The organism is Nocardia spongicola (assembly GCF_047200775.1).
Taxonomy (GTDB): domain Bacteria; phylum Actinomycetota; class Actinomycetes; order Mycobacteriales; family Mycobacteriaceae; genus Nocardia.
Map to the genome: position 1 here is coordinate 1,076,165 of NZ_JBJZOO010000001.1, position 14,583 is coordinate 1,090,747.

At 65.9% G+C, this 14,583-nt stretch carries 13 protein-coding genes and 1 pseudogene; 7 read left to right on the forward strand and 7 right to left on the reverse strand.

Annotation, left to right across the window (positions count from 1 at the left end; translation table 11 throughout):
• Positions 1-59: 59 nt before the first annotated feature.
• Positions 60-812: a rhomboid-like protein gene (locus tag ACL02S_RS04695; protein WP_412801003.1), complete on the forward strand. Its 753-nt coding sequence runs from the start codon at positions 60-62 to the stop codon at positions 810-812.
• A gap of 6 nt (positions 813-818) precedes the next feature.
• Here the strand turns inward: ACL02S_RS04695 and ACL02S_RS04700 are convergent, their stop codons facing one another.
• A complete protein-coding gene (locus ACL02S_RS04700) occupies positions 819-2,000 on the reverse strand; it encodes a cation:proton antiporter (RefSeq protein ID WP_412801004.1) in 1,182 nt (393 codons plus the stop codon).
• Between the two features lie 3 nt (positions 2,001-2,003).
• Positions 2,004-2,486, reverse strand: a complete 483-nt coding sequence (locus ACL02S_RS04705; RefSeq protein ID WP_412801005.1) for a cation:proton antiporter regulatory subunit — start codon at positions 2,484-2,486, stop codon at positions 2,004-2,006.
• A gap of 291 nt (positions 2,487-2,777) precedes the next feature.
• Here ACL02S_RS04705 and ACL02S_RS04710 point away from each other — a divergent pair.
• Positions 2,778-3,071, forward strand: a pseudogene (locus ACL02S_RS04710) (response regulator transcription factor); the annotation flags it as partial.
• Between the two features lie 39 nt (positions 3,072-3,110).
• Here the strand turns inward: ACL02S_RS04710 and ACL02S_RS04715 are convergent.
• Positions 3,111-3,470: a DUF952 domain-containing protein gene (locus tag ACL02S_RS04715; RefSeq protein ID WP_412801106.1), complete on the reverse strand. Its 360-nt coding sequence runs from the start codon at positions 3,468-3,470 to the stop codon at positions 3,111-3,113.
• Between the two features lie 275 nt (positions 3,471-3,745).
• Here ACL02S_RS04715 and ACL02S_RS04720 point away from each other — a divergent pair, with 275 nt between their 5' ends.
• Complete coding sequence (locus ACL02S_RS04720; protein ID WP_412801006.1) at positions 3,746-3,940, forward strand: DUF7455 domain-containing protein; 195 nt, start codon at positions 3,746-3,748, stop codon at positions 3,938-3,940.
• Between the two features lie 155 nt (positions 3,941-4,095).
• On the opposite strand, the gene ACL02S_RS04725 is transcribed toward ACL02S_RS04720, so the two are convergent.
• Positions 4,096-5,844: a DEAD/DEAH box helicase gene (locus ACL02S_RS04725; RefSeq protein ID WP_412801107.1), complete on the reverse strand. Its 1,749-nt coding sequence runs from the start codon at positions 5,842-5,844 to the stop codon at positions 4,096-4,098.
• Between the two features lie 145 nt (positions 5,845-5,989).
• The gene (locus ACL02S_RS04730) at positions 5,990-6,235 is read right to left on the reverse strand and encodes a DUF3039 domain-containing protein (RefSeq protein ID WP_412801007.1); all 246 of its coding nucleotides are present in this window, start codon (positions 6,233-6,235) and stop codon (positions 5,990-5,992) included.
• A 140-nt stretch (positions 6,236-6,375) separates the two neighbouring features.
• On the opposite strand from ACL02S_RS04730, the gene ACL02S_RS04735 reads away from it, so the two are divergent.
• From ACL02S_RS04735 to ACL02S_RS04750, 4 genes are all read left to right on the forward strand, one after another.
• On the forward strand, positions 6,376-6,729 hold the full coding sequence (locus ACL02S_RS04735) for a DUF3099 domain-containing protein (protein WP_503129045.1): 354 nt from the start codon (positions 6,376-6,378) through the stop codon (positions 6,727-6,729).
• A gap of 126 nt (positions 6,730-6,855) precedes the next feature.
• Positions 6,856-7,596, forward strand: coding sequence for a VOC family protein (locus tag ACL02S_RS04740; protein ID WP_412801009.1), 741 nt, complete (start codon positions 6,856-6,858; stop codon positions 7,594-7,596).
• 157 nt (positions 7,597-7,753) lie between these two features.
• The gene (locus ACL02S_RS04745) at positions 7,754-9,274 is read left to right on the forward strand and encodes a DUF7782 domain-containing protein (RefSeq protein ID WP_412801010.1); all 1,521 of its coding nucleotides are present in this window, start codon (positions 7,754-7,756) and stop codon (positions 9,272-9,274) included.
• Between the two features lie 182 nt (positions 9,275-9,456).
• Positions 9,457-10,425: a sigma-70 family RNA polymerase sigma factor gene (locus ACL02S_RS04750; RefSeq protein WP_412801011.1), complete on the forward strand. Its 969-nt coding sequence runs from the start codon at positions 9,457-9,459 to the stop codon at positions 10,423-10,425.
• Positions 10,426-10,605: 180 nt separating this feature from the next.
• Here ACL02S_RS04750 and ACL02S_RS04755 read toward each other — a convergent pair whose 3' ends face one another.
• Together ACL02S_RS04755 and ACL02S_RS04760 are read right to left on the reverse strand one after the other, a co-directional pair.
• Complete coding sequence (locus ACL02S_RS04755) at positions 10,606-13,278, reverse strand: bifunctional acetate--CoA ligase family protein/GNAT family N-acetyltransferase (protein ID WP_412801012.1); 2,673 nt, start codon at positions 13,276-13,278, stop codon at positions 10,606-10,608.
• Positions 13,271-14,536 (reverse strand): acetoin utilization protein AcuC, encoded by a 1,266-nt coding sequence (locus tag ACL02S_RS04760; protein ID WP_412801013.1) that lies wholly within the window; start codon positions 14,534-14,536, stop codon positions 13,271-13,273. The genes ACL02S_RS04755 and ACL02S_RS04760 overlap by 8 nt, the downstream gene beginning before the upstream one ends.
• Between the last annotated feature and the right edge of the window lie 47 nt (positions 14,537-14,583).

Consider the following 14,583-nt stretch of genomic DNA (forward strand, 5'->3'; position numbering starts at 1 on the left):
GCAGCGCACACCGGATGGTGCTTCAGCACTCCATCACGTTCACGCGGCAGACTTGCGGAATGGCTTCCTCGGCATCGCATGGGCTGCGGTCGCCCTGGACGCAGACCATCGAACTACGTACCGAACTGCGCGGGGTGCGGGCATGGCTGCGTCGACCCGGACTGCCGCGGCGAATCCTGCCCGCGCTGCGAGCACATCTGGGGGCGGCCCCCGCCAGTACCGCATACGCGTTCACCGTCTTCGTCACCTGGTGGACGCTGCGCGGGGTAGGGGAATCGGTGGAGCGCAGGCTGATCCTCTCCGCTTCGACCAATCTCCACAATATGCGGCACAACCCGGTACAAGTGCTGGTGGCCTCGGCATTCTGGATCGAAGGTGGCTTCCCCTGGGCAACCATCGCGAGCTTGCTGATCATCATGGCGTACGCGGAGCGCTGGCTGGGCACCACGCGCTGGATCCTGCTGTTCGCGACCGGGCATATCGGAGCGACGCTGCTGACGGTCACCACCATCGCCCATGCCATCGACCACGACCTGATACCACTACGGGTAGCTGTCGCGGCGGATGTCGGTACCAGCTACGGCTTCTCCGCCGTCCTCGCGGCACTGGCGTTTCGGCTCCACGGCGTGGCACGGCTGGTATGGGCGGTGACGATCCTCCTCGCACTCGGGATCACGCTGTACCTCGATCCCACATTCACCGACTACGGCCATCTGTGCGCCGCCGCGATCGGCTTGGCGTACGGTGCGCTCGCGACCCGGTTCTGGCACCGGGTCGAGCGCACTACCGCCCAACGTGGCGAGACCACATAAGACTGATCAGGGCACCACAGGCTCAGGACGCGCGCGGGGCAACAACCCGGCCACCGGCTCGACCACCCGCGCCGCTATCGGACCGAGCACTGCCATCAGCAGCACATACGTCGAAGTGAGCGCGGTGAGCTGCCCATCGATCGCACCCGTGCTCACCGCCAGTCCCGCGATGACGATGGAGAACTCACCACGCGCGACCAGCGCCGCACCTGCCCTGGCCCGGCCCATCCGGCGGACACCTTGCCGCGCGGCGGCCCACCATCCGGTAGCTACCTTGGTCACCAAGGTGATCACTGCCAAGGCGATAGCCCAGCTCAGCACCGGCGGAATCGACTTCAGCTCGGTGCTCAGTCCGAAAGCCACGAAAAAGATCGCCGCGAACAGATCGCGCAGCGGCTCGAGCAGTTTCGCCGCGGCATGCGCGGTCGATCCCGAGATCGCGATACCCAAGAGAAACGCCCCGACCGCCGCCGACACACTCAGCACCGAGGCGATGCCGGCCACCAACAGCGCCGCGCCGAGCAACGTGAGCAGGAACACCTCACGATCGGTGCTGACCACGACTGCCGAGACATGGCGGCCGTAACGCAGTGCGACCACCAACACCAGCGTGACCGTCAACAGCGCCACCCCCAGCGCACGCATTCCGCTGGCCCAGCTCAGCCCGGCCAGGACTGTGGTGAGGATCGGCAGGTACACCGCCATCGCCAGATCCTCGAACACCAGGATAGACAGGACCACCGGTGTCTCACGGTTACCAAGGCGCCCGAGGTCGTCGAGCATCTTCGCCACAATGCCCGACGAGGAGATATAGGTGATGCCCGCCATGGTGATGGCACCTTCGATACCCCAGCCGAGCAGGAGTGCCGCTACCGCGCCCGGTGTCGCGTTGAGCGCGATATCGAGCAATCCGGCAGGCCACGAACGCCGCAACCCGGTCATCAGCTCTGTCGCTGTGTACTCCAGGCCGAGCAGCAACAACAGCAGCACCACGCCGATCTCGCCGGCCACATGACCGAAGTCATAGGACGCTCTGAGCTCGAGGACCCCCCCTTGTCCGAAGGCGACTCCGCCGAGCAGATACAGCGGAATCGGCGACATACCCACCCTGGCCGCGATACGGCCCATCATGCCGAGGGCGAGAAAAACCGCTCCGAGCTCGATCAGGGCGAGCGCGGTGTCCGTCACGGCTCAGCCGTGCGTCAATATCTTCGCGGCGGCCTCCAACCCCTCCGGGGTGCCGACAACAACGAGCAGATCGCCCGTGGTGAAAATGAAGTCGGGGTCGGGTGAGGGGTGCAGTTGCCCTGCCCGCATCACCGCGACGATGGAGACCTTCGTGCGGGTACGCATCTCGGTCTCCCCCAAGGCACGACCGTCGTAGGGAGAGTCCTCGCCGATGGGCAGCTGACGGGTGGTGATTCCGGGCAGGTCCCGATGATCGTCGTTGAGCTTGGCGACCAGCTGTGGCGCACCGAGCAGGTTGGCGAGTACCGCCGCCTCATCGGTGGTCAAGGGAATCTGCGCGGCGCAGGCATCGGGATCGTCGAGCTTGGAGACGATCAGATCGATATCACCATCACGGTGGGCGACCACGCCGATTCGGCGACCGGAGCGGACTTCGAAGTCCTTGCGGACACCAATCCCGGGTAATGCGGTGACATCGACGTTCACGCTCTCCAGATTAACCGGATATGCGGATCGGTAAACGGTTCGGTCATTACTTCGCCCGATGGGGCGGCACACCACAGCGATACAGCCATACGTGCTATCGGCGCCTACCGGGCACAACGGTCTGGCGAACATACGCGAGCGTGCCGCAGCACTCGGCGGAAGTGTCTGTGCCGGAAGGGATTCCGACACCCGGAAAGTGCCTGTCCAGCTGCCGCTCGACTCCGTGAGCGCGTTCTGAGGATTCGGGTGGTGATCGCCGATGATCACGCGGCAACCCGTGCGGTCCCGCGGATGGCCCTCGCGACGGAGGCCGATATCGACGTGGTGGGCGAGGCCCCCGACGACAAGATCGCTGTGGCACAGACCAAGGCGGTGATCACGGCGTTCGCCATATCGAAACACGCTGCGGTGCATCCGGGTCCGGCTGGATCGGCCGATCTCACCGACCGGGAACGCGAAGTGCTCGACTGCCTCGGTGATGGTCCGACCACCGCGCAGATCGCACGCAGGCTGTTCATCGGCGAGACAACGGTCGAAACGCGCGTTTCGCGCGTACTGCTGAAACTCGGCGTGCGGTCACAGGTTCAAGCCGCCATCGTGGGGCGCGAGTGCCGCGACCGGTGGTCATGCGAGCAGTGGCGCGAAGGTTCCGTCCGTGCCGGGCAGGTAGCGCTCGACCGCGACGACCGCCTCCAGCGGCAGCGGACCGTACAGATGTGGGAAGAGCATGGACTCCGGATCATCTGGTTCACCAGGCTCCCACCTGATCGGCGACTCCACACGATCCGGGTCGATACACAACAGCACCAGATCGTGCCTACCCGCGAACAGCAGATTGGCGGGCACGTGCACCTGGTGCGCCGCCGAGAGATGGATGAACCCCGCCACATCGAGCGAAGGCGGACAATATCCATCTGTTTGCCGAGCGGAAAACCATTCGCCAGAAGTACATAGGTGAACAAGCGTGTGAGTGTTGTAGATCACGGGTAATCTCCGGGTAGACAACTGGATCGGCCGATCGAGATGTGATCGAGTGCTCTTCGAGAGCTTGGCCTGTGGTGCTCACCCGTAGCGATATACCTGGTCATGTTATCGAAAACACACTGCATCACTCGCGGGAACAAAGTCCCCCGTCCCGAACGTCTGACAGAGTAGTCCTACCCCTGCTGGGAAGTAGCGGTAGCGAGCTCGTGGTGAGTGACCACGGGCCCCACACCAGGCAAACGGTCAGTTCGGCCGGGAGCCAGGACGGAGGAGTCATGCCAGGAACCCTGACAAGCACCCCACTGACCGCGGTCGATCGTTGCGACCGTTGCGGGGCGGCCGCCCGGGTGCGCGCCGTACTGCCCGCGGGTGGAGAGTTGCTCTTCTGCCAGCACCACGCGAATGAACACATGGATCGGTTGCGTGAGCTGGACGCCGTGATCGACACGGAGTCGGCTCCCGAACTCTGATCCCGCTCCTCGCGTCCTGAGATAACAGCATCGGACAACAGAACACCGTTTCCTCCGGCAGCGGGCGACCCACAGGTCGTCCGCTGCTCGGGTATCCGGGGTCGGGTGTTCGGGAACGCACGGTCCGCTTTCGCCGCCGAGGAAGCGCTACCGGGCTACTTCCGGCGCAATGCGGCGATACGTTCGCTGAGCTGTTCGGCGGTGGCCAGCGCGGTCGGTGGACCGCCGCATTCGCGACGCAGCTCACCGTGGATCACACCGTGTGGTCTACCGGTGCGGTGATGGTGCATCGCCACCAGACTGTTGAGCTCACGGCGCAGTTCACCCAGCCGATCGGCGGTGGCGGCACGTTCCGAGGCCGCGGCCACCGCAGAACCCGGATCGGGCACGGCCACCACCACACTACGGTCGGCTACCTGCTTGGCCTGCCGGTCCCGGAGCAGAGCGCGCATCTGCTCGGCATCGAGTAATCCCGGTATGCCCAGGTAGTCGGCCTCCTCATCGCTTCCGGCAAAGGTAGCCGTACCGAAGGAGGAGCCGTCGTAGATCACCCGATCGAGTTCGGCATCCGCGGCCAAGGCGACGAAGGACTTCTCCGTTTCGCCCGGCTCGTCTTTCTGTTTGTTCGCCTCGGTCAGCAGTTCGTCGGCGAAGCCGTTCTTCTCCCGGTGCGGCTTGCCGATGACGTGATCGCGCTGCACCTCCAGCTGCGCCGCCAGATCGAGCAGTACCGGCACCGAGGGCAGGAACACACTCGCGGTCTCGCCCGGCCTACGGGCACGCACGAAACGACCGATCGCCTGAGCGAAGTACAGCGGGGTCGAGGCGCTGGTCGCGTACACGCCGACAGCAAGGCGCGGCACGTCCACCCCCTCCGAGACCATGCGCACCGCGACCATCCACGGCTGTGTGCTGTTACTGAACTCCGCGATCCGATTCGAGGAGGAAGGGTCGTCGGAGAGCACCAGCGCGGGCCGCTCCCCCGAGATGTGCTCCAGCAGCTCGGCGTAGTCACGAGCACGCTCCTGATCGGTGGCGATCACCAATCCACCGGCATCGGACATACCGGAGGCGCGTTTCTGACGCAACCGGATGTCGGCGGCACGCAGCACAGCGGCGATCCAGTCGCCTGCCGGGTCCAGTGCGGTGCGCCAGGCCCTGGCGGTCTGATCGGCGGCCAGCGGCTCGCCGAGACGCGCGGAGTACTCCTCCCCCGCGCTGTCGCGCCAATGCGCCTCACCGGAATAGGCCAGGAAGACTACCGGCCGCACCACGCCGTCGGCGAGTGCCTCGGCGTAGCCATAGGAATGATCGGCGCGTGATTTCGGAAAACCGGATTCGTCGGGCTCGTAGACGATGAACGGAATCCGGCTGTCGTCGCTGCGGAACGGGGTTCCGGTCAACGCGAGGCGTCGGGTGGCATCGCCGAATGCCTCCGCCGTCGCCTCACCCCAGCTCTTGGCATCGCCCGCATGGTGGATCTCGTCGAGAACGACCAGCGTCCGACGGTTTTCGGTGCGTACCCGGTGCCGGAAGGGATGCGCGGCGACCTGCGCATAGGTGACGACCACCCCGTGGTAGTCACCCGATGTACCACCTGTCGCATTGGAAAACCGCGAGTCCAGCGCGATTCCGCTCCTGGCAGCGGCGTGGGCCCACTGATGCTTGAGGTGTTCGGTCGGCGCGACCACCGTGATCTGGTCCACCGTGCGGTCGGCAAGCAGTTCCGCGGCCACGCGCAGCGCGAACGTGGTCTTTCCCGCTCCTGGTGTGGCCACCGCGAGGAAATCCCGTGGCTTTGTCGCGAGGTACTTCGTCAAAGCCCGCCGTTGCCAGGCACGAAGTGGAGCCGCGGTGGCCTTACCCGCAGTTGCGGCATCGCCTGCGGTTGTCGAATCGCCCAGCGTTTCTGCTTCTCCCGCCGCAGCAGCGCCACTCGACCCAGTCACGCAGAAGACCCTAGCGGGCCGGTACGGCGTGTCGCCAAACCGGCACAGCCCGCGCGATAGGCATCACAGGACCCGAGAGCGCGGTGCCGAGATCCCGGCCTCAGTCGCCCTTACGCAGGCCCTCGTAGATCTTCTTGCAGTCCGGGCATACCGGAGAGCCAGGCTTGGCCGAGCGGGTCACCGGGAAAACCTCTCCGCACAGCGCGACCACATGAGTGCCCATCACGGCGCTCTCGGCGATCTTGTCCTTCTTCACATAGTGGAAGAACTTCGGGGTGTCGTCGCCCGTCGTCTCGTCGGTCGTCGTATCAGGGCGAACCATGGTGTCGGTGCTCACGCACTCCATGATGCCGCATCACAGGATCGAGGAGCCGACCGCGGTATATGCATAGATACCCCGCTAGTGGAAGACTCAGGGGTATGCAACAGCACGGCGACTCCGCATCCGCCGACGACCGCGACCGCGCAGGGCACCCCGAGGTGACGATGCCGACGCAGGCCCGCCGTTCCTCCGGATACTTCCCAGGAAGCGACGACAAACACCCGGCGCTGATCACCGCGGCGGCGCCCTCCCTGGAGGATCAGCAACGCGCCAGAGTACGTCGGTACACGCTCATCATGGCGTTCCGCATTCCGTGCTTGGTCCTCGCCGCGATCGCCTACAGCACGTTCGGCAGTCCACTGCTGTCCATCCTGATCATCGCCGCGTCCATCCCGCTGCCATGGATCGCGGTGCTGATCGCCAACGACCGCCCGCCCCGCCGTAAAGACGAACCCAGCCGGTGGGATCGGCATCGCCCAGCTCTCGAATCCGGCTCACACGGCGCTATCGAAGGCTGAAGTTCCCTCGTGGGGTTGCCTCGCGGATCGAGTTCGCCGACACGCCACCCGCCCGAGCACCGCTACCTGCTCGACAAGCCCAGTGGGCAGACCTAGGGTATTGCGGGGCACTGGACAGGAGCGAACATGATTCGGTGGATCTGGGTCTTCCTGGATCGTCCGGCGCAACACTTCGATGATTGCGCGAGGTTCTGGTCTGCGGTCACCGATACTCGGCTTTCGCCCCCACGTGGCGCGAACGACGAGTTCCGCACCCTCTTGCCCGATCCTGCGCTGTTCGCCGCGGCGAGTGTCAAGATGCAGGCGGTGACCGGCCTCGGCGGCGTGCACATCGACATCGATGTCGATGACATTCCGGCTGCCGTCCGTACCGGGCTCGATCTGGGCGCCCAGCTGGTCGCCAACCACCCCGACTATGCCGTACTGCGTTCCCCCTGCGGCCAGAACTTCTGTTTCACCCCCTGCGGCCGGACCGCGCGCACCCCCGCGCCCGCCGTACGCACTCCCGACGGCACACTGTCGCGCCTGGACCAGGTCTGTCTCGATGTCGGCCCCGCCGATCACGAGATCGAAACCCGTTTCTGGACCTCGCTGACCGGCTGGACCTGCCTGCCCGGCGAGCGCCCCGAATTCGCCCGGCTGCGCGCCGGAAAGCAGCTGCCAGCACAGCTGCTGTTGCAGCGCCTCGACGAGAACCGGCCCGCGAGCGCCCATGTCGACCTGGCCACGAACGATATCGAGGCCACCGCCCTCTGGCATGAGAAGCTCGGCGCGACCGTGCTCCAACGCCATGAGCACTGGATCGTCCTGAGCGACCCGAGCGGCACGCCGTACTGTGTCACCGACCGAGACCCGAACGATCGCTGAATCGCTTTCCTGACCGTGGTGCGTACGCCTGGTGCGTAGCATCGCCCTCTCCGGCAGCAGACACCGCCGCATATGACGATCCGGCCCCGGCCACGAGGTGTGGTATCGCGGCAGGCAGCCGGACCATGCCGGTGTACTGCAGTGGCACAGTAGCGGTGTGCCTACGACGAACCGATCGACCACCACCGGATCGCTGCTCACCGCGCTGTGCCCAGACCTGCGGATCGCCCTGACCAGGGTCGGCTACGACGCCGACACTCTGTTCGTGGCACTCGGGGACGCGCATGCGGCACTTGGGCGCGGTGAGCCGGTTCCCGTACGCCGCGCGGCACGCAAGGCAGGAGAACTGGGTACGCTCATCCGCCTGCTGCTGCTCGGTGACGCACTGCCCGAATCGGAGGTGGCCGCCGCGCTCGCACCGGTAGATCTCGACCGCGCGGTGGCCGCGGGGCTGCTGGACCGCGCAGGCTCCGAGGTGCGGGCGGCACTCGACCTCCGGCCGTTGGACGCGGGCGCGGGCACACGGTGGATTCTGTCCGACCTGGACGACTCGATGCGCAGGCGCACACTGACCGAAGACCATGTGCTCGGCGTCGGCCATGCCTCGCTCTCGCTATTGCGTGCCACGCCAACCCGCCCGGTCGGCACCGTGCTCGACCTCGGTACCGGCTGTGGAGTGCAGGCGGTGCACGCCACCTGCTACGCAGAACACGTGACCGCGACGGATGTCAACGCCCGCGCGCTCTGGCTGGCCGAAGCCACTGCCGCACTCAACGAACTGGACATCGAACTGGTCGAAGGCTCCTGGTTCGAACCGGTCCGGGGCAGGCGCTTCGACCAAGTGGTGGCCAATCCGCCGTTCGTGGTGGGTCCGGCCCGGATCGAGCACACCTATCGGGATTCGGGACTCGCGCTCGACGGCGCGAGCGAGTTGGTGATCGCACAGGCCGCCGACCTGCTCGCTCCTGGCGGCACCGGCGCGATGCTGGCCGCATGGGCGCATATCGATGGCGAGGACTGGCGCGAGCGAGTCTCCTCGTGGTTACCCGCGCACGGTGTCGACGCCTGGGTGCTACAGCGCGATATCGCCGATCCCGCCCTCTACGTCGGCACGTGGTTACGCGACGCGGGCTCGGATCCACGTGATCCGGCCGCCGGCGCCCGCGCGGAGCACTGGCTGGACGCCTTCGAGGCCGCCGGCGTCGAAGGGATCGGCTTCGGCTTCGTCTACTTGCGCGCCACCGACGAGCCCACCGAATTGCTCGCCGAGGACCTCACCCACAGTTTCGATGACCCGCTCGGTCAGGAAGCCATCAGGTATTTCGAGCGCTCGGCCTGGCTGCGAGCCGTGGCCGGGAACCCTGATCTCGCCTGGTCCGCACGTTTCGTGGTCGATAAGGCGACCGCTCTGCAGCGGGTGTATCTGCCGGGCCTGGACGGCTGGACACCCGAGGTGGTGCGCCTGCATCGCGGTGACGGCCCGCGCTGGCAGCACGAGGTGGACGAGCCCATCGCCACGCTACTGGCGGGAATGCGCGCCGATGGTATGCCTTTGCGGGAACTGGTCGAACTACTGGCGCTTGCCCATGGATTCACCGAAGTGACCACCGAGTTCGCGGCTGATGCGCTGGCCGTGGTCCTCGGGCTGGTGCGGCACGGATTGATCCGGCCGGTGTAGTCGCAGGACACGCACGAAATCCCGGCCACAGGTTGTTCCGCACCCGAACTGCTTCTCAGGAACTTCTCAGATGATAGTGGGTAAATCCGCAGCTCAGAGCGGTTTACGCCAGTGGAGACGGGGAACTTTCTTCTTGTCGGGTCCGTTGATCGGAGTGAGACACCACCGACAGGAGGCAAGTCATGACAAGCCCCGCCACAACTCGTGTGCGCGCCAGCGATTCGGACCTCGACGCCCAGAGCCCCGCCGCCGATCTGGTACGTGTGTACCTGAATGGGATCGGTCGTACGGCCCTGCTCACGGCTGCTGACGAGGTCGAGCTGGCCAAGCGCATCGAGGCGGGCCTCTACGCGAAGCATCTGTTGGAGACCGGGAAGCGGCTGTCGGCAGGCCGCAAGCGGGATCTGGCCATGATCGTGCGCGAAGGTCAGGCCGCCCGGTCGCATCTGCTCGAGGCCAACTTGCGTCTTGTCGTCTCACTCGCCAAGCGCTACACCGGCCGCGGCATGCCGTTACTCGACCTCATCCAAGAGGGCAACCTCGGGCTGATCCGGGCCATGGAGAAGTTCGACTACGCCAAAGGCTTCAAATTCTCCACCTACGCCACCTGGTGGATCAGGCAGGCCATCACCCGTGGTATGGCCGACCAGAGCCGCACCATCCGCCTGCCTGTCCACCTCGTCGAGCAGGTGAACAAGCTGGCCAGAATCAAACGCGAACTGCACCAGCAGCTGGGCCGGGAAGCCACCGACGAGGAACTGGCCACCGAATCGGGCATTCCCGTGGACAAGATCTCCGATCTGCTCGACCACAGCCGCGACCCGGTGAGCCTGGATATGCCGGTAGGCAACGACGAAGAAGCCCCGCTGGGCGATTTCATCGAGGATTCCGAGGCCACCTCGGCCGAGTCCACGGTTATCGCCGGTCTGCTGCATCACGATGTGCGTAGTGTGCTCGCCACCCTCGACGAACGCGAACAGCAGGTCATCCGGCTGCGTTTCGGCCTGGACGACGGCCAGCCACGCACCCTTGACCAGATCGGCAAGCTCTTCGGGCTCTCCAGGGAGCGGGTGCGCCAGATCGAGCGGGAAGTCATGTCCAAACTGCGCAAGGGTGAGCGGGCCGACCGGCTGCGGGCCTACGCCAGCTGATCATCGCTCCAGCACCTTCGTCGACAGCGCGGATGGCCGGCTCGGCACCCCTGCCGTAGTGTCCGCCCTCCCTCACCGACCGGCTCGCGGTGCGCCCGTCCCCCTCCGGGCGCACCGCGAGCCGGTCGGTGGTGTCGTACCGCCGATCCGCACCCCGATCGGCGTTCTCACCCCACGTTCTCACCCCAGTCGCCGCGGACCGGTATCGAACCGGCTCGGTTCCGGGCCGATGCGCCCGCGCGCATAGATGATCTCGGCCGAGTTCGGCGAGGCCAGCACGGGGTCGAAGTACAGATCCCGCATCTCCGGCAGGTCGTCGAAGAGGGCCGAGATACGCTGAGCCAGCTCGGCGAGAGCAGCTTTGTCGACGCGCGGGCTCGCCGGCGTTCCTGACAGTAAGGGTGCGGCACGCGGGGCGTCGATCAGCGCGGCCGCCTCATCGGCGGTCAGCGGCAATGCCCGATAAGCACGATCGCCGAGCAGTTCGATGATCAGGCCGGAGAGGCCGAATTCGATCACCGAGCCGAAAGACGGATCGTCCTGCACGCGCAAGATGCAGCCGACCCCTTTAGTCGCCATCTTCTGGATATGCAGGACCGGATCACCACACAGAGCGACCAGATCGGCGTACCCCTGCCGCACTGCTTCCGGTCTCCAGAGATCGAGCCGAACGCCGTTGAGATCCGGTCTGATCCGCCACAATTCACCGGTCGCCTTGGCTGCCACCGGATAGCCGAGCTCGTCCGCGGCCGCGACCGCCTCGTCAGCAGTGTGCACTTCACGGAACTCCACCACGGAAATGCCGTAGCAGGCAAGCAACTCCGCGGTCTCCAGATCGTTGAGCCAGCGACCGCCCGATCCGGCCATCCAGCCCGAGACCAACCGACGGGCACGGTCGGTATGCATTCCATGCGGTCGCACCACCGGAGATACGGGTCTGGCCCGCCATTCGGCATACCGCCATACCCGGGCCAATGCCCGTACGGCCCGTTCGGGATCGGGGTACGACGGAATCGATCCACGGACCGCATCGGCACCAGGACCACGTACCGCGAGCAGATTCGGGATCCTGTGCTCGGCGACGAAGGTGGTGAGAATCGGTTTCTCGGCACCGGGGACGGCGGCAGCCGCCGTGCGGATCGCATCGGCGAATCCGGCGGTCGGCAGCGGTACCGGGGGCGCGAAGATAACGATGATGGCATCGACCTCATCGGAGCGTAGCGCCGCGACCAGCGCGTCCAGATAGGCTCCCGGTGTCGCCTGTGGCCCCAGATTCACCGGCTCGGCGATCCGCAGCCCTTCGGCCTGAGCCGCGCCGATAGCCAACCAGCTGAGCGCCACGCTGTTGCCGACCACTGCCAGCCGCGCCCCACCAGGGAGGGGTTGATAACCGAGCAGGGCGGCACAGTCCAAGAGTTGCGCGATCGAATCGACTTGGACCACGCCCGCCTGCGCGAACAAATCCCGGACGATCGAGCGGTCCATGTCACCGGCCGATTGGGCCGTCAAGCGGCCACTGCTCACCGCGACGATCGGCTTGCTCCTGGCCATCCGGCGCGCGATCCGGGAGAACTTGCGTGGATTGCCGAAACTTTCCAGATACAACAGCACCATGTCGGTATTCGGGTCACTATCCCAGTACTGAAGCAGATCGTTATCGGAGAGATCGGTGCGGCTGCCCGCCGACACGAATGTCGAAAGGCCGAGATTGCGCGCCGCGGCCGCGACGAGAATGGCCGAACCCAATGGCCCGGACTGGCAGAAGAATCCGATTCGCCCCCGCGCTGGCAGCACCGGGGCCAACGTCGCGTTCATGGCCACCGCCGGGTCGGTGTTCGCGATGCCGAGCGCACTCGGTCCGACCACCCGCATCCCATGACCGCGCGCGGCAGTGATCAGCTCACGTTCGGCCGCGGCACCACCTTGGCCGGTCTCGGCGAATCCAGCGGTCAACACCACGAGCCCTTTGACACCTTTGGCCATGCAGTCGTCGAGTACCGACGCGATCGCCGCGGAGGGTACCGCGACCACCGCGAGATCGATCTCGTCCGGGATCTCCCGTACGGTGGCATACGCGCGCACCCCGCATACGGACTTGTGATGCGGGTTCACCGGGAATATCGGTCCCTGGAAAGCGCCAGACAGCAGGTTGGCCAGTACCACTCTGCCGATCCGCCCTGTGGCAGGGGTGGCGCCGATGACCGCGATCGATCGCGGGGCAAGCAGATTGCCCACACTGCGCGCTTCGGAAGCACGCTCACGCGAATCACGCACCGACAGCAGCGCTTCGGTCGGGTCGATATCGAACTCCAGATGCAGGACCGAGCCATCTCTGCTGCGCTGGACCTGATATCCCGCGTCCCGGAAAACCGTCACCATCACGCTGTTCTCCGCGAGCACATCGGCGACAAAGGTTTCGATCTTGTTCTCGGCCGCGGCGCCTGCCAGATGTTCCAGCAGAATCGAGCCCAACCCGCGGCCCTGGTGCCCATCGGCTACCACGAACGCGACCTCAGCGGCCCGCGGCCCGCGGCGATTCAGCAGCTCGTAACGACCTACCGCCACGATCGCCTCGCCCAGTTCCAGCACCAGACCGACCCGATCGTGGTAGTCCAGATGTGTGGTCCGGTAGAGCTCCTTGGCGGAGATCCGCGGGTACGGACCGAAATACCGTAGATATCTGGTGCGGGTGGACAGCGCGTGATGGAATTCCTGCAGCCGTCCGGCATCATCCTGGGTAATCGGCCGCAACCGCACGACGCCGCCATCGGAGGCCAGTACGTCGGCAAACCAATGCTGCGGCGGAGCAGGCGGGCGCACCGGGGTATCCAGCGGATCGGGGAAGTCAGTCACGAGGATCCTCCGGATCCAGACCCAGCAGTCCGAAGGTAGCCCGGCGGGTGGCAAGCACCGCCAGATCGACGGCGCGCTGGGCGCGGTCGATCTGCGCATCGCCGATCGACCCGCCTGGGCCGTCCCAGGGACGATAGGCGATATCACCGCCGTCGCTCATGGTGCGTGGCGGATCCACCCGCGGCGCCGCCACCCGGATTGCCTCGATCCAGCTCTCCGGTATCGATGTCGCCGGGTCGATATCGCGATCCAATACGATGGCCAGTAAATGGGTCCAGGCCCGTGGCACCACTCGGACCAAGCCGTATCCGCCGCCCCCTACGGCCAACCAGCGCCCTTCGGCATACCGGTCGGCGAGATCCCGCATGGTACGGAAGGCCGCGCGCTGCCCATCCACGGTGAGTTCCAAGTCCGCCAGCGGGTCCTCCCGATGCGTATCCACACCGCACTGGCTGACCACGATCTGCGGCCGGAACGCCGCCACCGCACCGGGGACCACCGCATGGAAACCGCGTAACCACTGCGCATCCCGGATACCGGGCACCAACCCCAGATTGATCGATGTCCCCTCAGCCACTCCAGCACCGGTCTCCTCCGGCCATCCGGTATTGGGCCACAAGGTCGCTGGATGCTGGTGCACCGAGATGGTCAGCACTCGCGGATCGCGGTAGAAGGCCCGCTGCACCCCGTCGCCGTGATGGACATCGATATCGATATAGACGATCCGGTCGAAACCGTGGTCGAGCAACCAGGAGATGGCCACGGCAACGTCGTTGTAGATGCAGAATCCGGCAGCCGAATCGGCCTGTGCGTGATGCATGCCACCGCCGATACTCACCGCGCGGGCGGTACGGCCCTCCGCGATCTCCCTCGCCGCGGCCAAGGTACCGCCGACGATGGTTGACGCCGCCTGATGCATACGCGGAAACACCGGATTGTCCGCAGACCCCAGGCCATACGGCGGTGCCACATGCGAACCGACGGGTCGCACGGCGTGTTCGACCGCGTCGAGATAATCGGGTGTGTGGATGCGCAACAGGTCCGGCCGATCCACGGTAGCGGGTTCGAGCAGTTCCACCCCATCGAGCACACCGAGACCGTCCGCGAGCGCCATGGTGAACTTCAGGCGCGCCGGCTGCATAGGATGCTCCGGGGTCCAGGTGTAGTCCAGAAACCGCTCGGTCCAGACAACGGTTCCCGGTCCGCTCCTACCGGGTGAAGCCGCCGCCGGGGATTCGCCGCGCGGTGCAGTGTCCATGCTCGCAACGCTAGCGGGAAGCACTGGACCCCGTGCAGCGTTCGTAT